Origin of the sequence: Paenibacillus sp. B2(2019) (genome assembly GCF_008370385.1) — a bacterium.
GTDB lineage: Bacteria > Bacillota > Bacilli > Paenibacillales > Paenibacillaceae > Paenibacillus_AQ.
The window spans coordinates 60,430-85,280 of the sequence record NZ_VTZR01000024.1 but is presented as its reverse complement, the minus strand read 5'-3'; the positions used below and the strand labels follow the sequence as shown (position 1 = coordinate 85,280).

The window sequence follows — 24,851 nt, the reverse complement described above, 5'->3', positions numbered from 1 at the left end:
GAGCCATGCTCCCGCCATCCACAACATTTCTATTTATCCACGTAAAGTAAAGATCGTTTTACACGGACGCTACCTCTACAACACCTTTTCCATCCCCGCCAGTACCTTTCAGCTTTTTACTAAAAATCATAAACAAGATGACGCCCATTAAGCTCGTTATAACTTCTGTTATGGTCATTGACCAAATCACGCCATGAAGTCCAAAGACAGAATGTAACACGATAATCATAGGGATAAACAATACCCCTTGTGTGATGGCCATAATGTTAGTTGGTATCCCCTGTCCGGTCGCTTGAAAAATACTCATAAACAAACCTGTAAATCCATTAAATAAAGCGGAAATCAGCATGGCTACCAAAATATAAGTTCCCATACTTAACACTGAAGGATCATTAGAGAAGAAATGCAGGATCGTTCCTCTAAACAGAAACACTAGACCTACAAAGACAAAAGCAATACCTCCGATATAGGCAAAAGCATGTTTAATCGTTGATTTAAGTCTCGCCATATTTTGACTAGCAAAGTTAAACGCAAATAGCGGAATCAAACCTAAGAATAAGCCCATTGATAAGAACTCCGGAACTTGCACAATTCTTAAGGCCACACCAAATCCGGCAACCACATTTTCTCCATATTGAATCGCGAAGTTATTTAACAAAAGCGTGCTCACAATCACAAAACTGAATTGCAATAACTCCGATACACCTATTTTGTATACTTCTAATTGATCTCGAACAGATATCTTGAAATGCTTCAAAAATCCCCTTAAATGCTCACTTTTCGTTTCTAAAAAATAGACATAATAAATCGCGGAACCCACATTCGCTAAAACCATCGCCAACGCAGCACCTGCCACATGCCATTTCAGCACAAGAATAAAGAGTGGATCAAAAATTAAACTTAAAGCCGTACTAATAAAGATACCGTACATCGATTCTTTGGAGGCACCTTCGGAACGGACTAGCTGTTCCAAGGCAAAATTAAGCACAATGGCAAATCCACCGGCAAAAAGAGTCAATGCATAAGCCTTAGTAAAGTCTAGAGTAGCAGCATCTGCGCCTAGTATTCGCGTAATTGGATCAATCGCTAACATCGCTATTAGAGCAATAAGAATACCCACTATAATGCTTCCATAAAAAGTGTATCCGGCAACCTTCTTTCCCTTCTCCGTATCCTTTTGCCCCGCGAGCCTTGTAATAAATGTTCCGCCACCTACGCCAAGCATATTCCCAAAGGCCATTAAGACTGTGAAAATGGGTAGACCCAGCGTAATGGCAGTCAGCATACTAGTATTGTGGAGTAAGCCAATGAAATAAGCATTGATTACATTATAGATGGTACCAACAGACATCCCGATCATCATAGGAATGGATAAATGAGCAATTGCCTTCTTGATCGGCGCCGATTCTAAATAATATTGATTGGAGACTTCTGTTTCCATGATTAACCCTCCGAACGTTTATAGACTTGAATTAACTTTTTGCAGTAAAGACTTTAAGTTTGCTGTTTCTTCCGGACTGAGTGCGTTTGTAATGCTTGCTTCTACCTCAGAGAAAATCTCATTAAACTCCTCGACCAAAAGAGCGCCCTTTTCCAAAACAAAAATGCTCTTCTGCCGTTCATCATTTTCAGGTGTGACACGCTTGATATAGCCTTTCTTTTCTAACCCTTGAAGCATGCTGGTGATACTCGCCCCTTTTCTATTAAAGACTTCCCCCAAATCCTTTTGAATCACACCTTTTTCTTGATGCTCAAAAATATAGCCGATCATGCGTCCTTGCTGTGAATTCAGCCCTAGCTCATTCAGCCTGGCGTCAGCTGTACTTTTTAGTTTCATCCCGATCTCTCGAATCAAATTAGAAAATGGTGTGTTTTCAACGGGTTTGCTCATTGTTATTTCCTCCGCATTCGTATTAGTTAGAACTCTAAGTAACATCATTATCATAATAGTTAGAACTCTAACTGTCAATGTTCTAACTAAATAAACTGATTTTATTCTTCCTTTAAGGTAAGTACATGACTGCGGTGAATGTTTGGACTTCCGGCCGCTGTTCCTTTGTAGAATGTTTTTTTAGTTCACCTTATTAAAAAACGCCCCTCTCCAGCACATGCCCGTAGACATGTACTGAAAAGGAGCGATTAGAGAAACTTACTTCACAAGTTCTTCCAGCTTTCCGAATAAAGCGGTTTTCGATTTCAGCTTTGAAGCGTTGCCGACCACCGTGAAATAATTTTGTTCCGTCACAGTCTTAAGTAAATCGGTGTACTGTCTGATATCTTCTGGTGTTGTCGACAAGATTTCATCCCGCTCTCGCTGCAGTTCGGCCTCCGTCACCTGTTCAAAATAATGTCGGTCCGCCCGCCGTCCCTGTGCGCTGGGACTAAGAGGCTGATCCAGCATAGATAAGGTACCAATGATCGCTTTGGTCATCTCATCGGGATCTGCTTCATACCCCTCAACAAATCGATAAGCCTGATCATAAACCTCCAGCGTCTCCTGCAAATTCGGATCACGGTAGGAGGTGAACATCATTATCCCATCTCTGCGCAGAACCAGGTTTCCGCCATACGCACCGCCCTTCACACGTACGGCATTCCACAGATAGGTAAGGCTCATGATTTTCTTGAGCACCTGCATTTTTCCTGAATATGTGAATCCTAGCTTAGTGAAGTCGTATCCCTTAACCACATATTGCACCTGGCTGGAAGACATGAATCCTTCATTGTCCGCATGTCCCTGTGCCGTAATCTTAGGCCTATTTACTACTGGCCGATCCTGGATACCCAGCTTCGCTGCATTAGCTATGAATTCTTCATACAAATCAGGCGTACCAGTCACGCTGATGACCAAATTGTTTTTATTGAACAAATCCCCACAGATGCCCTTCAGCGTGTCTGCCACCTGAGCTCCCTGCTGATCGAACGTCTCGGCAAGCTCGCGGATAAAGCGATAATAAGTAACGCCGCCCTGTTGTTCCTGATACGCTCCCATATCCGAGAAATAGGACATCAGACGACTGGCCGCAATCTCATTCCCTCTTTGATTCAGAATCGATTCCATCTGCGAGACTTCCCGGCGGACGATTTCCTGCAGCTTGGTCAGATTGTCGAGCGCACTTGTGTAGAGTATCTCTCGCAGTAGGTCCAGTGATTCACCAATATGCCCCGCCATCACCTTCACCAGCGCAGAGAATTTAGGCTGATAGCTCGCCCCCGTAGCTTTTGCAGCGCCATAGAGCTCATTCCTGAAATATATGCCCCCGGTTTTGATCCCGATTTCACTGGTGAGCTCTTCAATGCTGTAAGAGGCAGTCTCCATTTGGCCCAATACCTCTGCCAATAGCACCAAATAAGGAATTCGTTCAGGAGCTATAACACCCGTATCCCAATAAAGCTTGCAGTAGGCAATCTTATGGGTAGCTACCTCATGGTGGATCACCTTTATGCCCTCATGGATTTGTTCATGGGTCGGCACCTGAGGTTCTACGCTGCGGTTAATATCCTGTAAAGACAAGCTCGGTAGCTTCTGTAAATCTTCGGCTGCATCCGCATGACTCTGCCGCGCCAGAAGATGCTGTGTACTCTGAACAAGCTGCTCCAACTGATCTGGTTGCAGTGACGCTTTGTATTCACTCAATTGATGCTGAGTGGATGCTTCCTTTTCCGCTGCGATCGTCTTGGACGGGTTCAGTACCACCACACTGCAATGATCACTGTTCAGCAAATAGTCCTCAATCAGCTTCTCAAAATAACGGTCCGCAAGCTTTTCCCGAATGCCCGTGAGCACCTCTTCATAGCGCATGTGAGTAGTCGGCTGACCGTCATAGAGCCAGGATTTCATCACTTCGATATTGTAAGTAAGACCCTTCGGATACTGGTTAAAGTCCGCTTCCCGCAGCTCAAATTCCTTACTGTTGACCGCTGCCAGCACCAGCTTCTCATCTAGTCCGTCCTGGACCAAACGCTTTAATGTAGTCTTCACCAGCTCCACAAAGGCATCTTTGGAGGAGGCATTGGAATGCGTCAGCGTAATACCAAGCAGTGGTTGAACCATACTGTCGGAATAAAAAGCAAACGCGTCTTTGCCCAATCCGCTTTCGAGCAAGGCTTGCTTGAGCGGAGCTGCGTTGCTGTCCATCAGCATGCTTTTTAAAATATCAAAAGCGAGGTTCAGTTCCCGATCAGTAGAAGTTCCAATCACATAATTTAGACTCAAATAAGTCTTATCAGTGGCTGTTTCTGCTTCCAGAATCGGATAATCCGCTACCAGCTCCGTCATTCCAATGGGCTGTTGTAGGGCAATGGAAGTATCGAAGCTGTTTCGTTCATAAGACCCAAGATATTCCTGGTCTATGAATTGCAGCTTTTCTTCAATATTAACGTCTCCGTAGAGATAAAAATAACTGTTGGACGGATGATAATAATTGCTGTGCGCCTTGAGAAACTGCTCATAGGTTAGCGCAGGAATTTCCTGTGGATCTCCACCTGAAGAATGACGGTAAATCGTGTCCGGATACAATGACTTTTTGATTCTATCCATCAATACCGTAGTCGGCGAGGAATATGAACCTTTCATCTCGTTGTAAACCACGCCTTTATAGATTAACTCATCTTCGGGATGCTGAAGCTCGTAATGCCAGCCCTCTTGCTCAAAAATTTCTTGTTGCTTATAAATATTCGGTTGAAAAACACTATCCAGATAAACCTCCACCAAATTAGAGAAGTCCTGATCGTTTCGGCTCGCTACTGGATACATCGTCTTATCCCCAAACGTAAATGCGTTCAGGAACGTCTGCATCGAGCCTTTCAGTAATTCTACAAAAGGTTCCTTGACCGGATATTTCTCTGAACCACATAATACGGAATGCTCCAAAATATGAAAGACCCCCGTACTATCTTCAGGCGGGGTCCTGAAGCTTACACTAAACACCTTGTTGTCATCCTGATTCTGCACGAACAGCAGCCTGGCGCCGCTCTTCAGATGTTCCAGCGTGAATACGTTGGATTCGTTCTCCGGGATAAATTCCTTATTAACAACCTGAAATCCATAATAAGTGTTCCCTGTGATCAAACGGCTCATAGATTTCCCTCCTCTGTTTAGGGATATGATAACTCTACATGAGCTTATCATATCCCTGGGCGATTATTCCATCAGTAGAAGGTCTCCGGGATTAATTTCTGGTTCACATAAAACAAGACCACGCCAGTATAATTACTGACAAAGCCTTGTTTTATTTCAAATGATCTTTTAATATTGCTCCGAGTTCAGCTGTGTATTTAGTCAACCTTAAGCTTATCTCTGTACGCATTACATCTCGAGTTAATCCAAAGCGTTCCTGATATCCTCGGCAAAAGATTTTGTAATACACCAAGAATTCCTCCTGTTCATCTGCCAGCACCCTGATATTCCGCTGTTTCAGCTCCTTTTGCAGCCGATAAGTATCCTGCATGATCCGGCGTTGAATGGCTTGACCAGCCATCAGATAGGCACGTTTAAGAATGTTGCTGGAGGGCTCGATCTCTTTCAGGCTCTTGCTAACCATAGTATCTATATAAGGAAGCAAAATGAGGTCTCGAACCATCGTACGTTCCTCCATAGTTATCATTTTATCTGGGTTCTCACGCTGCTGTTCCTCGTACTGCTCAACATGCTCGGTCATGATCATTTTCGTTTTCCAGCGTTCATTACCCTCAAGTTTACTCATTTATAGTGACCTCCAATCTGTTCAGCTCTTTCTAAGGCAACACCGGATTCAAGCATAGATGAAGCTCTGATTAGAGCTTTACTGCCATAACGAGCTTTTATTTGATCGATTGCACGTTCTTTGTTGTAAGCCCGAACCCTGTCATCAAAGAGTGTAAGTTGGATGACGCTATCATCTGATAGGTTAGTCAAGGAAATCGCTAATCGACCTATAGGAAGGCCCGACCAGTTATCTGCAAATAATTTTTGCGCAGCAGCAGCTACTTCGTGTGTTAGTGATGTGGGTTCGGGCAATGTCATCTGACGCTCGTAAGCATTTGAACGCTCTCCGTCCGTCTCTAAAACTGAAATAGATACTACCGATCCCATATAACCATACCGCCGGGCTCGCTGGCATACTTCAATGACGAGCTCAAGCAGCACAACCTCAATATCCGTATGCCTGGTGTATAAATTCCAGCGCAAAGCCTTACCATGTCCCACTGATTTGATTTGATGACGCATTCCTGTGACCACTGGACTAGGATCTAGCCCGCGCGCAGTTTGCCAATAATATTCCGCTTGAATATCACTTTGCTTACCCATGGTAGTTCGCATTCGTCGCTTAAATTCTGACAGTTCCATTCGCGCAATATCTCCAATTGTGGATATACCCATACGCCAAAAATTCTTGGTCATTCTAGCCGCTACCATAAACATATCCTGCACGGGAAGTTTCCAAAGGGTCGTCTCTAATTGGTCAAAAGAAAGTTCATATATCCCATCCTTCATCTTTTTGGCGTAGTTATCTGTCGCCATCTTTGCCATAACCTTAGTAGATCCAATACCTACCCGTGTCCAGACTCCCGTAGAAAGTAAAACATGGTGCTGAATTTTATGAATCATATCCTGCAGCGATCCTCCGAAATACGCAAGAGATCCTGTGACATCCAGAAACTGCTCATCGATACTGTAGGGTTCTACCAGATCGGTATATGTTCGGTAAATCTCTGATATTAAGAGTGATACTTTAATGTAAGTCCCCATGCGTGGCCTTATTACGATTAGCTCTGGGCATTTTGCTAAAGCTTCACCTACACGCGAAGCCGTTGTTACCCCCTTCGCTTTTGCAAGCGGGCAGGCCGCCAACACAATACCGTTCATTCTTGTTGGATCCCCCACTGCAACAGGTTTATCTCGATATTCAGGGTGGGCAGCTTTCTCCACGGAGGCGTAAAATGCCTGGCAATCAGACAGTAGAATGACACGATTCTTAGGCATGACGTTGTTCCTGCACGGGTTGCCATGAAAGAATATTTGCTGCCAAGAACATGCGAGGCGTTCCTGTAGTCAGACAGCTAGCTCGTATGCGTCCGTCACGGATACTGTGTATTTCTATTTTCCGCTGGCTGATATTTCTCGCCTTATCCTGATATATAATTTCAATTATTTGGCCGATGCTGATTTGCATGCGATCGCCTCCATAAAAATAAGAACACTTGTTTGTATTATATGCGTAATCGGGAATTTTAAGCAACAAAAAAGGTGAGGTAATTTCCCCCACCACACCGGATCTGATTTTTTTTAAAGCTGAGAATAATCTAATCCAGACCGAACGAGATCACAGTTCATTAGAGTGCATCCATATGCTATAGAAAATGAGCATCCAGACCTGCGTATTCAACAGAGATTGAACTGACAACGAAAAAAGTTTACACTTTGATAGAGTAAACAACAGTAGTAAATTATTGATCTGTACTCAAAAGCTTTTTCTAGAAAGGAATTTTGCTAATGTTCCGTTCCTCCTACACCTTTCGCTCGGAAGAAGAAGCTTCCATGCTTCTGTTTGATTCTATCGGTTGGGAACAACTCGATTCACCTGCCTACTCGTTCAACGGCCAGAACCGGACGGAGAGAAGTTGTGTTATTTTTCAGTACACATTATCGGGAGAGGGTAGAATTGAAATAGATGGGGTTGTTCATCGGTTAACGAAGGGCAAAGCTTTTCTAGTGACTGTCCCCAGCATACACAGGTACTATTATCCGGAAGAAGGCACCGAGCCTTGGGAAGTTTTATGGCTCAATCTACGGGGGCCTTTAGCGATTTCACTTTGGAACCAACTCGCTGCTCATTGCGGTCCAATTGTAGAACTCCCCCAAGAATCGGTTTCGATAGATTTATTGTGGAGTACATTCAAGGACATTCAGGTTCATGAAGAAAGAGATTTGCATCTTTTAACGGGAAAAGTCTTTCAGTGGATCTTGTCCATGGAGAAATACCTCAAGAAACCAAATTTGTTAACCACCTATATAAAAAATGACAAGCTTCACGCCGCTATTCAATTCATGAAAGATGATCTGCATAATAATAATCTAAGCTTAGACGATGTTGCCGCTCATGTTGGTGTTTCCAAACATCATCTTTGCAGATTGTTTCAAAAAAACATCAATCTTTCACCCTTTGAATATTTAAAAAGACGGCGGATCGAGTTGGCAGCTTCCAAGCTTAAAACAACAGATTTGAGTATCAACCAGATTGCGACGGAAACCGGATTTGATAATGCCAGCTACTTTGGAAAGGTTTTCCGGTCCTATTTTGGGGTCAATCCTTCGACTTACCGCGAACAGGATCTGGCGTTCCAAACCAAACATGTATTTTTCGAAAATTGATCCATATAACAAAGGAGCAAGCCAGTGGCTTACTCCTTTTCTTATTAAACCTCTTTGAGTACAAATAGTAAGCTTTTGAAATCGCCCTCAAGCTGCGGAAGTGAGAGTCCGAAGTGCATCAGCTCATCCCCTCTGTACACTTCACCGTTAAGCTCAAGCTTGTAGTTCTTAGCTGGGTCGAGTCCTTTCAACCGCAATCTGCGGAGAGGTGCATTAGGCTCGGCCAGAACTCTGAAGTACGTGGCAAAAGCTTCTTTTTTATCATCCGAAACAAACATCCACGCAGTCTGATTCCCCTCAAATGGACTAAGCAGTCGATAGAAATCACCGAACTGAATCAGCATTCTCAGTTCCTTGTACTCAGAAACCTGCTTGCGGATATCTTCGCGTTCAGCTTCAGTGAGCTTGGTCATATCTAGTTCGTAACCGAAGCTACCAGACATCGCGACATGACCACGTGTTTCCAAAGGTGTGATACGGTGCACCTGATGGTTAGGAACAGCCGATACGTGAGCACACATAGAACTTGAAGGATACACAATACTTGTTCCATATTGGATCTTCAATCTTTCAACGGCATCTGTATCATCACTAGTCCAGGTCTGTGGCATATAGTGCAGCATTCCTGGATCAAATCGTCCACCACCGCCGGAGCAGCTCTCGAACAGAATATGAGGGAAACGGGTGACGATACGTTCCAGCACATCATACAGTCCAAGAATATAACGGTGAGCCGTTTCGCGTTGACGTTCCGCTGGCAGAAGAGCAGATCCAATCTCCGTCATATTCCGGTTCATATCCCATTTCACATAAGTAATCGGAGCCGATGACAGTACGGAGCTAACCGAATCAACGATATAATCACATACATCCTTACGGGATAAATCCAGAACAAGCTGCTGGCGAGCTAACGTTCTTTTGTGACCTGGTACATGAAGACACCAATCCGGATGCTCGCGATAAAGATCGCTTTCTGGCGACACCATTTCCGGTTCGAACCATAATCCGAACTCCATGCCCATTGCCGTAATGTCTTCCCCGAGTTTTCCGAGACCCTCTGGAAGCTTGCGGCGATCCTCTACCCAATCTCCGAGTGAGCTATCATCATTGTCTCGCTTCCCAAACCAGCCGTCATCCAGAACAAACAGTTCAAGGCCAAGGTCTTTACCTGCTTGAGCAATTTCTTTGATTTTATCTGCGTTGAAATTAAAATAGGTCGCTTCCCAGTTGTTGATGAGAATAGGGCGCTTCCGATCACGGAATTCACCTCTACATAACCGGGTCCGGTACAGACGGTGATATGTTCTTGATAATCCACCAAGGCCTTGACTGGATCTTACCAGCACTGCTTCAGGAGCCTGGAAGGATTCTCCCGGTTCAAGCAACCATTGAAAATTAAACGGTTGAATGCCGATGCCCACTCTGGAAATTCCGTATTGATCCACTTCCGCTTGCGCAAGAAAGCTTCCGCTATACACAAGGCTGAACCCGTATACTTCACCATGATCCTCCGTTGCATCTTTTGCAAGCAAGGCCATAAAAGGGTTCTGCTGGGAGCTACTAGCGCCGCGCTTACTGTCAATTCGTTGGATACCAGGTACGAGTGGTCTTTTGTGGATATGACGTTCTCTTGTCCAAGTACCAGATAATTGCAGCATGTCATAATCAGAATCATGGAAGTCAACATTTGCGCTTAACACACGCTTCAGCACCACATTGTCCTTACCTTGATTCTCAATCCGAACAGAACGTGTGATCACATCTTGATTATTAAATACGGTGTAGCTCAATACAGCAATCAGTCCGCTTTTGTCATCTTGAAGAAAAAGTTCCAGTGTCTCTGCTTCTTCTTCACTTTCAACATAAGTGGAAGGCAGTCCCTTTAACTCAGGCTTTCCTTTATTGATCTTATAGCTCTTATAAAGGAAATCCGTAACGGTCGTACCATCTGCCAAATGAACCTCAAGCGCTGGTTCCCGGAAATCACCATTCCCATAAGACGGAAATTCACTTGGAATAGTGTCGAGGGAGATTCTCTTGTCCTCCATTGTGTAGGTCGGGCTAAAGGAGCAACGTTCCACCAAATTCAGAGGTTGAACTATTCCTTCTAATTTAGGACCCCAATAAACATGCGCTGGAAGCTCACCTCTAACAACTTCAATAACGTAGCTGGATTGCTCAGACTGTAAATGAAACACCTTGCGGCTGTCATCATAATAAATACTCATAATATCCTCCTACTCTTCTTATCAGATCTTGTTGAAATATAACTGGCTTAATTTATCTTGTTGTTTGAAGTCTATTTTAAAGATAATTGGAAGGGGATACAATCTTAATATCTATACCTTAAGTAGTAAAATATTGATCTATAAAAAATTCAATTTCATGTTATTAAGCTTTGCAAAACAATAAATGATTATTAGCGGCTATAGTAAAAAAAATACATAAAAAAAGAGGCCTCAAGTTAAGGGCCTGTTTCCCGTGAATCTTCCTATTTAAATATCAAATACGGAGCGTACAGTAAGCTGTGCACGAAGTTCTTCCACCGTAGCTGGCTTGTCGAGATCTTTTTTAGCGATGGTAATGGTCCTAGTTGTACCACCCGACATATCAAAATAGTTGTCGCTGAAGATGGCATCTCTCTCCTTGAAGTCTAGGCCGACAAAACGAGCATACGTCTTAGCCTTCACGGTAATGACAAATTGTTCTTCTTCCTCGGTAAGTACAGCTTCAAGCTCAGGGTCAACGAAGCTAAAATGCTTCGGCTTAACAAACAGGACCGTTCCGCCACTCTTTGTCTCTCCCTCTACCTCAAAAGAATATTCCAGATAAGTCTCACGTTTTTTCCCTTTCGTATCCAAAATGTGGCCGAAATCAAGCTGCTCGAACTCAGCAGTACTTAACGCGGCAATCTCCACTGGCTTTGTGCCTTCCAGCAAGACCTCCGATGCCCGAGTGAGCAGCCTCCATCTCAGTTCACCAATAACTTGTTCTCTGCTTTCGTTAGAGACATGAAGGGAGACCTTCGTTCCTTCGTCATGGGCAGAAACAAGAATCGGCGCGAAGAAATGTTTAGCCGCATAATGCATAGCCTTCCACCGGCCATAATAGTCGATACTGGACCAAGAAGCTACCGGCCAGCAGTCGTTCAACTGCCAATACAACGCACCCATACAGCGACCTCTATGTCTGCGCCAGTGCTCAACGCCGCAGCGCATCCCTTCTGCTTGGATCAACTGCGAGGCATATAGAACAGACTCAAAATCTTTCGGATATTTGTAAGTCTCCCCGATATAGTAGAGAATTTTCTCATTCCCGGTATTGTTCTTCTGATGGGACTCCATGACAAAAGAGAAGATATTACGATCCTCCGGCAGCGTAAACGACTCGATGGTCTTCAAGCCTGGAAAAGACTGCAATCCGAATTCAGACATATAGCGCGGATATAGCTTCCGGTAATCGGTAAACGGTTCCTTCCCATGCCAGACTCCCCAATAATGCATATCTCCGTAATTCTCGTCATTTGGCTTGTCAAAGCTACCTTTGGAGGATGGTGAAGCACGCCAGTAGAAGGTATTCGGATCAATTTCTTTAGCGATTGCCGGTAGAAGTACCTCATAATGCTTAATATAATCTGCCTTAAGCTGAAGAGAGTAATGCTTCTCCCAGTCCCATTCGTCCCAAGCCAGCTCCTGCTCATTGTTGCCGCACCACAAGCCTAGCGAAGCATGATGGCGAAGACGTTTCATGTTATCGATGGTCTCGTGAGTGATATTCTCCTCGAAGGCTTCCGTCAGAGCATAAATGCCGCAGGCATACAGATGATCCTGCCAGACGATGAGGCCATATTCATCGCAGAGATCATAGAAATAGTCATCCGGATAATACCCGCCACCCCATACGCGAATCGTATTGAAATTGGCAGCGACACAGCTTTGGAGCAAGCGATCCGTGCGATCTCTAGTCACGCGAGGTAAAAGATTATCTTCCAGAATATAGTCGGCACCTGTAGAGAAAATAAGCACACCGTTGACTTCAAAAGCAAACGATTCTCCCCACTGATCTTCTTCCTGCTTCACAGTAATGGTTCTAAGTCCAATCCGCAATTCTCTACGATCTAGCTCCTGCGCCTTTTCCTCAATTACAACCTCTACGTTATACAGTGGCTGAGCACCGAGATTATTCGGCCACCACAGCTCTGGCTCCATAATTTCCAGTGCAATATGATGATCCGTCCCAATCATTTCAGACACGCGATGCTCAATGCACAGACCCGCTGGTGTGTGAACTTTAACCACAATTTCTCGATCAGCCGCTTGCCAGCTCTCTGTTCTAACTCGAACATCCAGCATGACCTTATCCTTCTCATGGAATTGAGTAATATAAACATCATCAAGGCGAGCACTGTTGTAACCCTGAATAGAGAGACTACGCCAGATTCCTAGATCAGGTAACTTTGGACCCCAGTCCCAGCCGAACATGGAGTGTGCTTTGCGCAGATGCGATATCCCCTCTACGGCATCAGCACATCCACTGAGCGGCAATTCTGCTTGCTTCCGTAGAGTGAATTCTACTGGGGAGCGAAAAATGGCGTGGATAGTATTATCACAAGGCGTTAATACAGACTTGATATCCACTTCATACGTCCGGTGCATATTGTCACTGTTCAGAATATTAGTTCCATTCAGGGAAAGCTCACAAAGCGTATCCAACCCTTCACACAGCAGAAATACTCGGTCATGCTCTAGTACGCCTGCTTCCAGCTGAAAACTACGCTTATATTCGTAATCGTAATTGGACAGTTCCAGAACCTCATACTCCTGCTCGCGGTAGAACGGATCTGGCATTTCACCTGCATTCAACAAATCATGGTAGACAGAGCCTGGCACGTTGGCTTCCAGCCATTTCGGTTCATGAAGCCGTTTCATTTCCCATTTTCCGTTTAGATTGACAAGTTGCATATTTTCGCCTCCACAAATGTGCTATTTTGACTTTTTGTATTAAAATCTTAACAATAATATGTATATATTTCTTCTATTGTGTTCGCAAAAATAGTGTGCTATTTTAACATCACTAACCCTGGAGGAAAAACATGATCAAATACACCGAGGCAAGCCATATAAACCCCGAATTGCTAGCTGATCCCTTCTGGGTAGAATCTCTGAGTCAAGTATCCCCAGAACATACGCATGATTTTTATGAATTTTTCATACTCACTGAAGGCCGATGCCGGCATATCGTCAACGGGGCTGCCCAGCTTCTTCAATCTGGCTGCCTTGTCTTCATCCGGCCCGATGATACCCATCGCTATGAAGCTGACGGGGATAGCGATTGCCGCTTTCTGAACATTCCCTGCCGAAAAAGCCTCATTAATGATGCCTTTAGTTACCTGAATGAAGAAGAATTCCTGCACGGGCTATTAAATACTCCGCTCCCTAGAATCGCCATGTTATCTCAACTGGAGATGGATGATTTCATTCGTTCTTTCGAACGCATCCGAATGCTTTCTACCTTAGACAAAGTAAAGTCCAGGATTTATCTGAAAGGAATACTCGTAGATACACTTACCCAGCATTTTTTCTCTCCAGAAACCATCGAGCAGCCAGAATTCCCACTGTGGCTCGAACATGCCGTTTCCAAGATGCATCTAAAAGAAAACTTAAACAAAGGCCTTCATGCCCTGTACGAGTTGTCGGGCAGAAGCGCCGGTCATGTCAACCGGGCCTTCCGCCAGTACTTGAACCAGACACCAACAGAATATATCAACCAACTTAGGCTCAACGTGGCACGTAATCTGCTACTTACTACTGAACTACGTGTGGTCGAAATTGCTCTGGAATCCGGCTTTGACAATGTCAGCCATTTCTATCATCAATTCAAAAAGTACTATCACCAGGCCCCGCTGGATTTCCGCAAGAATGCGCATGCTAATAGACTAGTTTAATTAACATTTGAAAACATAGAAAAAGGCTCCCCCTCTGCCTGAATGCAGAGAGGAAGCCCTTACAATAATTATTTTGAATTCCACAGCTCCATACGCTCTGCGTACTTCTGGTTAATGATTTCTTCTACTTTCTCATCCCCGGCCTTTTTCATTTCCGCAAGCATCTTATCGAATGTCGCGTTGGCTTCGGCTTCAGTAGGAGCAATGATTACTCTCGTAATGCTTTGATCCATAATATCTTTTACCTTCTGTGCAGTCAGTGCTTCAGGTGTTCCGCCATCAGGGCTCAAGTTGTCATATGCCGCTGTATCCCATACGGAATCCCCAAGACTCTTGATTGCCATCTGATCTACTTCACTGCGTTGATATTTAACGGCCATATCGTAAGGCTGTTCATTTGCATCCAGACCATTCTTGATAAACCATAACCATTTGCGGACACCGCTCTTCTTGACTGTGTCGTCCCAGTTTTCCTTGAAGCTATCCAAGAATGCAGGGTCCGGTTGTCTCTTGCCATCCACCATGGTGTATTGAACGCCTTCTTGGCCCCACAGCAGCAAATGCTGTCCTTCATCACTTGCCAAGAAATTGAACAGCTTCATTGTTTCTTCAGGGTGCTTGTTGTTCTTCGTAATAGCGATAGCATCCCATCCAAGTGAGCTTCTTGGTCCAAATGTCGTTTGGGCAGGGTCTACTCCAGGGGCAACAACCTTGTATGGGAAGAGCTGATTATCTTCTCCGCCATCCTTCTTCAAAGTTCCGTTCCCGTTACCTGGATCCCAGTAAGCGCCTGGTGTGGAGAATACTGCGCCAGTAGCCAGCTTTTGAACCCAAGTTTGCGTTTTGCTAATAGCAAATTCCTTCTCAATCAGACCTTCTCTGTATAATTTATTTACGTAGAGCAACATTTCACGATACTTTGGATCCTTAACATCATATTGCAATGTTCCATTGTTATCATAGTAAGTTTTCAGACCCCACATGCCTTTGAATGTTCCAAGGTTGGCGCCCATATTCTCGCCGTTCATGGTCATTGGAATCGATTCTTTTCCATCAATCGTTTTGTTTTTCGCTTTAAAATCCTTCAAAATCGCTTCTAATTCATCTGTTGTAAGCGGTGCTCTGCCATCTGCTTTGTCCGGTGCCAGATCTGCAAGCAGATTTTTTCTCATCAGCATCCCGAAGACTGGATCACTATCTAGTCCATACCAGTTAGCCAAGTAATAGTTCTTTCCGTCTTTATAACGAGTCTTGGTCAGTGTGTCGCCATACATTTCCTTGATATCAGGGCCATTCTTCTCAATCAGCTCATCGAGTGGAATGAAGGCACCGCTTGTGATGTATTTATCAAGTGAAGCATCCCCACGGCTCATCACGACCACATCTGGATAGTCACCGCTGGCAAGCATCAAGCTTAGCTTCTCTGTCGGATTTCCTGTTGGCTGCTGAATGGAGATCTCAATGCCAGTCTTTTTAGTGATTTCTTGGGCGACAGCATCAGTAAAAGGCTCTCCCTTAGTATTCGAATCAAACCATGTAAGTGTAATCGGCTCTTGTTTTGTATTGTCTCCAGCCGCTTTGTTTGTATTGTCTGTTCCACCATTAGAGCCACAGCCCGCTAATAGTGAAGCAGATAATGCAGCAGTTATACTTACGCTCAACAATTTGTTTTTCTTTATCATAGACACCCTAATTCCTCCCATTAATTAAGTTACGTCACAAGTCTATCAAGCAACCAAGCAAGTCTGTCCGCTCACCCCCCTTCAGGGCCGCCAGCTGGACAACTCCTCTCCGGCTGGCGTTCGGTTATTTAATCATATTAACTCTTAACAGCTCCCAAAGTCATACCCTTAACAAAATACTTTTGCAGGAACGGATATACTAGAACGATAGGCAATGTTGCAACCATCGTCGCTGCCATCCGGATCGTATCGCTTGAAACAGCATTTCGCTTGGCGGAGTTTGCCAGCATTTGCGATTGCGATACCATACCTCCGGTCTGGAATTGACTCAGTATTTTGACGAGGACCGCTTGCAAGGTCTTCAGGTCTGAGCTGTAAGTAAATGCATAGGAGTCAAACCACGCGTTCCAATGCGATATTGCCTGAAAGAGACCTACTGTCGCGAGTACTGGTGTTGTTAACGGCAGCACAATCCGGAAGAAAATCATTAAATCATTCGCTCCATCTACTTTCGCTGACTCCTCAATCTCACCAGGTAATCCCTCCATAAAGGTACGGACAATAATCATATAGAAGACATTCATCAAGCTTGGCAGAATAAAAACGGAGAAGGTGTCGATCATATTCAGGGCTTTAAGCACCATGTAGTAAGGAATCAGCCCGCCTCCGAAATACATCGTAAAGACAAAGTAAAGGTTCCAACCCTTGCGTCCCATCAAATTCCGCCGGCTTAGCGGATAAGCAAGCATCGTAATCACAAGAACTGATAGTGGTGCACCAATTACGGTCCGTTTAACCGTTACCCATATCCCGTTCATAATTTCGGTATCTTTCAAAATTTGTTTGTAGCTATCAAAGGTGATATCTCTTGGCCAAAAGTAGACGCCACCACGCACAGTATCCTCAGCAGCATTTAATGAAAGAACGAGAATATTCCAAAAAGGTAAGAAGGTAACTAGCAACACAAGGATAAGAATCAAATATACAAAACACTTAAAGATATGATCTCCGTATCTGTTCAAAAACATCTCAAGCGCTCCTCTCCATTTTGTTATTTAGAACAACGCTTGGTCGTTCACTTTTCTAGAAATTCGATTCACGATTACAACAAGAATGAAGGCAATAACGGATTTGAATACCCCCACGGCAGCCCCGTATGAGAACATGCTGTTTTGTAACCCGTATTTGTATGCATAAATATCGATAACTTCCGAGTACTCAAGTACAGTGTTATTTTGCAACAGATATTGTTGTTCAAAGCCGGCATTCAAAATCCCTCCGACTGCAAGAATGGCCAATATCACAATAGTTGGACGTAAAGCAGGGAGCGTAATATTCCACATTTGCTTGAATCGGCTAGCTCCATCTACTCTTGCGGCTTCGTAAAGCTCCGGATTAATAGCGGATATTGCAGCTAGGTACATAATGGCGCTAAAACCCATTTCTTTCCACATATTAGATAAGGCGATAATCCACCAGAATAAAGGTCCGTTTTGTAGAAAAGCTACCGGTTCGTCAACAATCCCGAGCGTTACTAGAAGATTGTTGAACATCCCATCGGAAGCTAGCAGCGTAATTACAATGTTAGCGGCGATAACCCATGAGATAAAATGCGGTAGATAAGAAACCGTCTGCGTAAAGCGTTTGAAAAATCCCTGTTTTGCTTCATTCAGCACAAGCGCGAGTATGATCGGCGCAGGAAACCCGAATAACAAGGTCAAGAGGCTTGTCGCAAGCGTATTACGCATTACACGGTAGAAGTCTCCTGTGGTAAAGAAATATTCAAACCACTTAAAGCCAACAAAGTCAGCATGAAAAAATTGTTGAAAAAATGTTCCTCCACCCGGTTGATAGTTTGTAAATGCCATATACATACCAAACATAGGTCCATAGGAAAATAGCAATGTCGCAATTATGGCAGGGAGCATTAGCAAAAATAACCATTTCTGCTCTTTTAATCTGTACCAAAAATTATTGCCCCTGACTGTTTTGATAGCGCTTGCTTTATGCATCAAATACCCTCCCTTTTTATTTAGTGCAGCATGCCCTGCTACATCTCGATTCAGCTTCTCTCCTATTTATCTTAAGTCCGTATAGGGCTCCTTTCTATACTTCAATCCTCCGAATGATAGCGCTTTTTAAAGGAGTTTCTGAACATTCGAGCATTGGATTTCGATATTCAGTCTGATATGATAAACTTGGCTTTCCGTGAATTCACAGTAAAGAAGGGACTTCTACGATGCGTCATTTTTACAAAAAGTATATTTATATGCCTTTTATCGACCTTAGCTTTCGCTCCAAGCTATTCCTCGTGTTCGTTCTGGTCACCATTATTCCAATGATGCTTTTTGTCTATTTTTCATTCGAACTTACAAAATCAAAGCTGACCGATCAAATCTACATCAATATGATGAATTCAACGGCCCAGATCAACAAGAACCTGGAGAACAAACTGGACAGCTATGAGCATATTTCCGCTTCTATTTACTTGGATAATAGGCTAGCCACTTACCTCACGAGCGAATATCAAGATGATCCATCTTATCTAGACGTCTATCAATATATTGGCAATCGTATAGACACGGTAATGGCTGCCTATCCCGATTTTGGTAGCGTTTTCATTTATTCCGACAATCCATCACTACCCAAAGATAATTACTATATCAAGCCGGTTACACCCGAAGTGAAGGAGACAGAGCTGTACAAGCAGCTGATGCAGTCTCACGGGAATATTATTCATCTGTCCTCACCGCAGTCACAAGATAATCCCGCAATGTTTACACTGGCTAGGTTACTGAACAATAATCGCAACCAATATCCCTACGGTATTCTGGTCTTCGAAATATCCGAATCGGTGATCTATTCTTTAATGGAGAAAGAAGCAGGCGGCAAAGATATTTTTATCGTTAATGACAAGGGCCTTATTTTATCAGCCGCCGACAAACAATTATTAAATACAAGTCTGCCGGAAATGCTTGATCAGAACTTTGATGAATTGCCTTCTGGCAGATTTGATACTACATATAAAGGGGAAAAGGCTTTCGCCGTCTATAACACGCTCACAAATGGATGGAAAACCGTCTCTATATTCCCTTATGACAGTATCATTCAGGATGCGAAATCACTGTCAGAGCTCATCATCAAAATCTCTTTAGGCTTTATAGTCGTCGCATTATTGCTGATTTATATTACTGCATCGATGTTTAGCAAGCGTATTCGAATGTTAATCCGAATGATCCGGCGGCTAGAACGTGGTGACTTCAACCCTACGAATGATGAATATTTAGGCAATGATGAGATTGGCCAGCTTCACTTTGCCTTCAAGCAAATGACTACACGCTTAAAGAGTCTAATCACCGAAGTGTATCAGAAGGAGCTACAGAATAAGGAGGCAGAGCTTGACCTGCTTCAGGCCCAGATCAACCCCCATTTTCTGTACAATACGCTGGGCTCCATTTCGTCTCTTGCCCTAAAACATCAAGATACTCGCATTCAGGATTTGGTGCTTCATCTCGCCAAGTTTTATCGCATCTCCCTGAATAAAGGAAAGAGCATCTTAACTATTAATGAAGAATTGAAGCTGACGCAAAGCTACAATGCCATTCAGCTGATCCGATTCAAAGGACAACTGAACATCACCTACAATATTGATGAAGCGATCTTACCTTACTCTACAGTCAAGCTAGCCTTGCAGCCTTTTGTAGAAAATGCGGTGCTTCATGCGGTGTGGAATCAGGAAAGCCCGCTAAATATTCATATCAAAGGCATAGTCGAAAATAGTGATATTATTCTATCTGTAATTGATGATGGCATGGGGATGAGTCGTGAGACACTTCACACTTTACTTGACGATAAACCCGGGCGAGGTTATGGGATTTCAAACGTAGATCGACGGATAAAACTGAGGTTTGGTGAGCATTACGGCGTTACAGTGTTTAGTAGGCTCGGAATAGGAACCACTGTGCAAATTCGTTTGCCGCAAAAGGAAATGTAGGGACAGAAAGAGGCTGCCTCAAAAGTAGTTACTCTACTTTTGAGACAGCCTCTATTAACATTACTTCATAATCAAGTTATAAATCACTTGGGTCGCTTCTGCTCGGGAAGCGATCCCTTTTGGTGCAAATAGACCTTCACTTTGACCTTGAACCAGTCCTAGGCTGGCTGCTCCCTTTACAGAAGCGGCTGCCCAAGAGGAGACCTGCTTCATATCTTTGAATGCCACGTCAGTTGAAGCAACAGTTACTTTGCCATTCTTCAGCTCATAGGCTTTCATTAACATGACCGTGATTTCTTCACGGGTAATCTGTGCAGCCGGCTCGAACTTGGTCGCACTTCTGCCGCTCACGATGCCCGCCTTGTAAGCGATAGAAATGGACTCCGCGTACCAAGCAGACGGTGCAACATCAGCAAAGCTAACATCTCCCCTTGTGGTCAACCCTAGGGAATGAACGAGCATAGAGGTGAACTCGGCACGCGTAATCGCACGGTTTGGTTCAAACTTGTCTTTGCTAGTCCCTTGAACATACAGCTTCGCCGCCAGTTCTTGGATTGCAGGACTAGCCCAGTGATTAGCTGGCACATCGACAAAGGTCCGTTTGAGCTCCAGCACAGCATATTTACTGAAGTGGTTAACTTGTGCTGTCAATACACCATCAGCATAATTCGCAGAGATATATTCCAGCTTACCGTTATCCGCAATATAGTAAATGCCTCCACGCTTGGAATCAAAGCCTTCTCCCACTGTCAGGCTTAGCGTAATGGGTTGATCGAACGCAGAAAGCGTTTCTGTTGTGCCAGTTTTCGTGGTCACCGACAGACTGAACTCATAGATATCACCCATGAGTCTAACCTGTGCTTGAGTAGTTCCCTCCGCTGCAGCAATGATCTCATTAGCCTTGCTGCTGAGTGGTGCTAATTTCAGGGTTATCGTGCTATCATCCCGCTGACCTTCCGGTAGCTTGCTCTGCAACTGGCGGAGCAGATCCGCAGGCACCTTCATGGAGAACTTACCGGACTTCAGAACCAGCGTGTGATTCGCCAACTGGCGAACTACATCAGAGGACAATTGTATCTGCTGTGTATCTCCCTTAATCTCCACGATGACATTACCAGATGCACTATCCACTTTCAGCATCTCTGGTGTAAGGATTAGAGTGCCCGCGCCATTCTCTTGATCTACAATGCTACCAGGAGTACCGTTGTTGTTACCCGGATTCGCAGGGACTTCAGGATTTCCCGGTTCTACAGTGGAGGCTGCTTTGACTGTAACTTCTGCCGTAGCTTTGAAGCCGCCGTCTACTGTTTCCACAGTAATTGTGGTTTTCCCAGCATTTACAGCTGTTACCGTTCCATACACTACGGCAGCTACAGACGTATCGCTCGAAGTCCAGTGTACTGCTTTATTCGCCGCCTCTTCCGGAGATAGCGTAGCTTTCAACTTTCCGGTTTCACCAGCGGTTAATGTTAGCTCTGTCTTATCTAGCGATACACCTGTTACTTTCTTAGGTGCAGCTGTCAATTTTACCAGTTTCGATTCTGTCGGCTGCAAAGACAACGCGAGTGTTCCTGAAATAGTCGAACCCTCTCCCGTCCATAGGTCTTGCATCGTGTACGAATCCGCCGCGTCCAGTCCGGCTCTACCAAGATTCACCGTTTTGTCTGCAGAAGCATTGGCGCTGTAGTTGAATACAGCCAGATAATAATCATTGCCGTCTTTCATCACAAAAGTATCCGCTGCATTTGCATTCGTATTTCCTTCCAGCGGCTTGAACACTTTTCCTTTTAACGCTAATTCGAGAACCTCCTTGTTGTTAAACAAGGCAGTCATGTACTCCTGTGCCTTTGGATCGTTAACATCATCAGAGCCGAGAAGTACGGTACCGGCGATGACGCCAGAGTTCATTCGACTGCGAGCTTCAGTTAAGCTGGAAGCGCGGGCCAACGCCAAATGATCGGGATCCGTATAGGTGTAGATCGTGCCATTTTGCCAGAAGCCATAAGTTAACGAATTCAGCATGTACTCCGTTTCATTGATCTTGCCGTAGGTGTCGCAGGAAATACGTCTGCTGTGTGCATATTGGCTTGGAAAGATTGGCGCAATAGATGCGCTAATGAACATTTTTCCATCCAAACGATCTTTCACATAACGCATTCCTTCATTATAAGCTTGAATCCCTGTCGTTACGGTTGGATCGAAATGTTGTCCCTCAAGCGAACCGTGCGTCAAGAAATCCAATTTGATAAAGGTAAAGCCCAGATCCTTAAATTTGTCCAAAAAATAATTCATGCGCAATTTAGCACCTGGATGTGTCACATCCAGAGGAAAAGCCCCATCCAGCGTCGGCAGCGGTTTACCCTCGGCATCTTTGAGGACAATATCGCCATACGTATACTTATTGTCGGTACCCTCTACCAGCTGGCTCATATTGTTGCCCCAATATACAAATGGTGCCCAATAAATACCTGCATGCTGACCATTACCCTTAATTACTGATACAGCGTCAGCAAGCTGCTTATCATTCAAATTGTCCCAATAGGAATCCATATTAATAAATACATTACCGTTATTATTGAAATCATTTAGGTGCTCCTTATAATAATTGGAGACATCCACAACGTCTTGGTATGAAAGTGTACCTTCGTAAGCTCCCCAGCTGTTAAAACCAACCGGTACGCCTTGCGGCAACTCAGGATTCAGCAACAGTGGAGGTGTGATGATCGCATTAGCTTTTCCGTATTCCTCAAGTCCTGTGCGGTAATCACTGAATGCCCCCACCATAATCATCGGCGAAGACAATTCTGCGCCTGTAAGGATGCCATGAGGCTGGGTATCCCGTGTAACGTCACTGGCTGCTCCGCCATAAACCGCTAGCTCATTCAGCCGATTAGAAGAACCTTTCCAGTCGATCCCGGTCTTCCACGTATCATGAGTTACCGACCCGAGCACAAGGCCGCTGCGTGTCGAGTTATTAAAAATAGTCGTCATTTCATAGCTGGTATCCGCTCGGTTCATAGATTGAGATTTATAACGAATCCAAGCATCATTGTCAAAAGGAACGGTCAGTACCCGGTTATCTGCACTGGCACCGATATCTACTCCACCTGAACGTTTTACGGTAATAGGTGACATATAATTAGTCTGTAGCGCCGTATCACTAATGGCATCCAGACGAGTTAAGAAATACTTCTGATCGTCATAAAACTTGTAAACCTGTTTGAGCGTTGGCTGTCCAGCTGAGGTGTGAACAAAAGTAAGCTCCACTCCTTTGCCAAAGCCATCCTGAATATCTACTGGAGCACCAGCACTTGCATGATTCTCATAGCTTGTAGTCTCAACGAGAGTATCACCGAGTTTGATGCTGCTATAGATTCCTTGCAGCTTCTGACCATCCGTCCACTTGTAGCTTGCGTATCCAGACTTAGAATTAAAGGAAACCTCATATTGTCCATTCGATACGAGCGTTCCATAAGTATATTCGGTAACGGTGATGGCCCCGTAGTTATTCGAAGTCCCTGGTGTCCCCAGATCACCATCCTCTTCAACTGGAGGATTAGGATCTGTACCCAATGCCGGTTCTACAATAATTCGATCCAGATCTGGCGCGTACCAGTTGCCGTCTGAGAATTTGATTGTATTCTCGCCTTCGTTCAGGGGCAGTGTAAGCTCATATGTGAGCGCCGTATCCCAGTCTGGTGTCTTTGGCAGTTCATAATACTGCTCTGCCCCACCATTAGCGCTGACGTATAAGCTGCGCGGGTCACCTGAGAAATAAGCTACTGTGATCCGATAATCCCCTGTCATCGGAGCCGTAATCTTATTGAAAGTTAAGGAACTGCCGCCATTCAGATACCCTACCTTCTGCCCACCGGAAGCATTCGGGCTATCGCCAACTCGTGCTTCTCCAGTTAAATCATTGACTGGAGACTCCGCTTCATAACTGATCGTATACGGAATGACTTCAATCCGGTCGAAATCTGGAGAGTACCAGTCATGATCCGAGAAAGTGATCGTGTTCAGCCCTTCCTGCAAGGAGGCTTCTACATCATAAGTTCCTACCGTATCCCAACTTGCTGTCTTTGGCAGATCAACCAATTCATCCAGTCCATCATTCACCTGCATATAGACAGGCCGCTGGTCACCGGAAATATAGGAAATACGGATCAAATACGTTCCCGCTGCCGGCACAGTGACATTTGTGAACTGTAAAGTACTGTTTTTATTCATATCCTTTACAATTTTTCCACCGGAACCAACGCTGCTGTCCGCTATTTTGGCGTTGCCTGTTATTATATTTTCAGGCGCTTCAGCTTCTATGATTGCACCATGCAGCTTCTCCTTCCAGTCGCCTCCAGATCCTTCACCTGGGTTGCTGTCGTCCAGTCCACGAATTACGATCTTGTCGATGTCTGGAGAATACCAGTTGTTGTCATCAATCAGGATGCTGTTCTCTCCAGCATTCAGCGGAAGTGTCACATCATAAGTTCCCACCGTATCCCAATCCACTGTCTTGGGTGGTTCTTCAAACTGCTTATCGCCGCCATTGGCACTGATATTGAATGGCCGCGAATCGCCAGAAAAATAGTACACTGTAATTTTATAATTTCCACTCTCACTTACAGTCACATGATTGAACTGCAAAGTGCTTCCTTGATACATGCCTCCGACTTTCTGCCCCCCGGAAGCCGCTGGGTGTTCAGAAATAGAAGCATTGCCAGTCATAGCATTTCCATCAGCTTCAGCTTCATAGGTAGTATTCTCCGTATCATCGGCATAAACCGTACTTACAAACTGACCGCCACTGCCTATTACAAAGCAGATGATGACAAAGAACAAAAATCCTCTTTTCATTGCTTTCCCAAACATTTAATCCCT

15 protein-coding genes are annotated in these 24,851 nt (G+C 44.4%); 3 read left to right on the top strand and 12 right to left on the bottom strand.

The features are described from left to right. Window positions 1-58: 58 nt before the first annotated feature. From PAENI_RS21675 to PAENI_RS21650, 6 genes are all read right to left on the bottom strand, one after another. Window positions 59-1,441, bottom strand: coding sequence for an MATE family efflux transporter (locus PAENI_RS21675; RefSeq protein ID WP_149646675.1), 1,383 nt, complete (start codon window positions 1,439-1,441; stop codon window positions 59-61). 18 nt (window positions 1,442-1,459) lie between these two features. After that, on the bottom strand, window positions 1,460-1,891 hold the full coding sequence (locus PAENI_RS21670) for a MarR family winged helix-turn-helix transcriptional regulator (protein WP_149646674.1): 432 nt from the start codon (window positions 1,889-1,891) through the stop codon (window positions 1,460-1,462). 258 nt (window positions 1,892-2,149) lie between these two features. Next, the gene (locus PAENI_RS21665; protein ID WP_149646673.1) at window positions 2,150-5,080 is read right to left on the bottom strand and encodes an insulinase family protein; all 2,931 of its coding nucleotides are present in this window, start codon (window positions 5,078-5,080) and stop codon (window positions 2,150-2,152) included. A gap of 151 nt (window positions 5,081-5,231) precedes the next feature. Then, complete coding sequence (locus PAENI_RS21660) at window positions 5,232-5,705, bottom strand: YhjD family protein (protein WP_042190722.1); 474 nt, start codon at window positions 5,703-5,705, stop codon at window positions 5,232-5,234. Beyond that, on the bottom strand, window positions 5,702-6,964 hold the full coding sequence (locus PAENI_RS21655) for a DNA polymerase IV (RefSeq protein ID WP_149646672.1): 1,263 nt from the start codon (window positions 6,962-6,964) through the stop codon (window positions 5,702-5,704). The genes PAENI_RS21660 and PAENI_RS21655 overlap by 4 nt, the downstream gene beginning before the upstream one ends. After that, on the bottom strand, window positions 6,957-7,154 hold the full coding sequence (locus tag PAENI_RS21650; RefSeq protein ID WP_042190727.1) for a hypothetical protein: 198 nt from the start codon (window positions 7,152-7,154) through the stop codon (window positions 6,957-6,959). Before PAENI_RS21650 ends, PAENI_RS21655 begins: the two co-directional genes overlap by 8 nt. A gap of 320 nt (window positions 7,155-7,474) precedes the next feature. On the opposite strand from PAENI_RS21650, the gene PAENI_RS21645 reads away from it, so the two are divergent. Next, window positions 7,475-8,353, top strand: a complete 879-nt coding sequence (locus tag PAENI_RS21645) for a helix-turn-helix transcriptional regulator (protein ID WP_149646671.1) — start codon at window positions 7,475-7,477, stop codon at window positions 8,351-8,353. Window positions 8,354-8,397: 44 nt separating this feature from the next. Here PAENI_RS21645 and PAENI_RS21640 read toward each other — a convergent pair whose 3' ends face one another. Both PAENI_RS21640 and PAENI_RS21635 read right to left on the bottom strand, forming a co-directional pair. After that, entirely contained in the window at window positions 8,398-10,581 is a 2,184-nt protein-coding gene (locus tag PAENI_RS21640) for an alpha-galactosidase (RefSeq protein WP_149646670.1), read from the bottom strand. 267 nt (window positions 10,582-10,848) lie between these two features. Further along, window positions 10,849-13,314, bottom strand: a complete 2,466-nt coding sequence (locus PAENI_RS21635; RefSeq protein ID WP_149646669.1) for a beta-mannosidase — start codon at window positions 13,312-13,314, stop codon at window positions 10,849-10,851. A 131-nt stretch (window positions 13,315-13,445) separates the two neighbouring features. Here PAENI_RS21635 and PAENI_RS21630 point away from each other — a divergent pair, with 131 nt between their 5' ends. After that, on the top strand, window positions 13,446-14,297 hold the full coding sequence (locus tag PAENI_RS21630; protein WP_149646668.1) for a helix-turn-helix domain-containing protein: 852 nt from the start codon (window positions 13,446-13,448) through the stop codon (window positions 14,295-14,297). Between the two features lie 68 nt (window positions 14,298-14,365). On the opposite strand, the gene PAENI_RS21625 is transcribed toward PAENI_RS21630, so the two are convergent. From PAENI_RS21625 to PAENI_RS21615, 3 genes are all read right to left on the bottom strand, one after another. After that, complete coding sequence (locus PAENI_RS21625) at window positions 14,366-15,979, bottom strand: extracellular solute-binding protein (protein ID WP_188114672.1); 1,614 nt, start codon at window positions 15,977-15,979, stop codon at window positions 14,366-14,368. Window positions 15,980-16,116: 137 nt separating this feature from the next. Beyond that, a complete protein-coding gene (locus PAENI_RS21620) occupies window positions 16,117-17,007 on the bottom strand; it encodes a carbohydrate ABC transporter permease (protein WP_149646667.1) in 891 nt (296 codons plus the stop codon). A gap of 27 nt (window positions 17,008-17,034) precedes the next feature. After that, window positions 17,035-17,991, bottom strand: coding sequence for an ABC transporter permease (locus tag PAENI_RS21615; protein ID WP_094876932.1), 957 nt, complete (start codon window positions 17,989-17,991; stop codon window positions 17,035-17,037). A 227-nt stretch (window positions 17,992-18,218) separates the two neighbouring features. Here PAENI_RS21615 and PAENI_RS21610 point away from each other — a divergent pair, with 227 nt between their 5' ends. Then, a complete protein-coding gene (locus PAENI_RS21610) occupies window positions 18,219-19,973 on the top strand; it encodes a cache domain-containing sensor histidine kinase (protein ID WP_149646666.1) in 1,755 nt (584 codons plus the stop codon). 60 nt (window positions 19,974-20,033) lie between these two features. On the opposite strand, the gene PAENI_RS21605 is transcribed toward PAENI_RS21610, so the two are convergent. Then, window positions 20,034-24,842 (bottom strand): S-layer homology domain-containing protein, encoded by a 4,809-nt coding sequence (locus tag PAENI_RS21605; protein ID WP_149646665.1) that lies wholly within the window; start codon window positions 24,840-24,842, stop codon window positions 20,034-20,036. Between the last annotated feature and the right edge of the window lie 9 nt (window positions 24,843-24,851).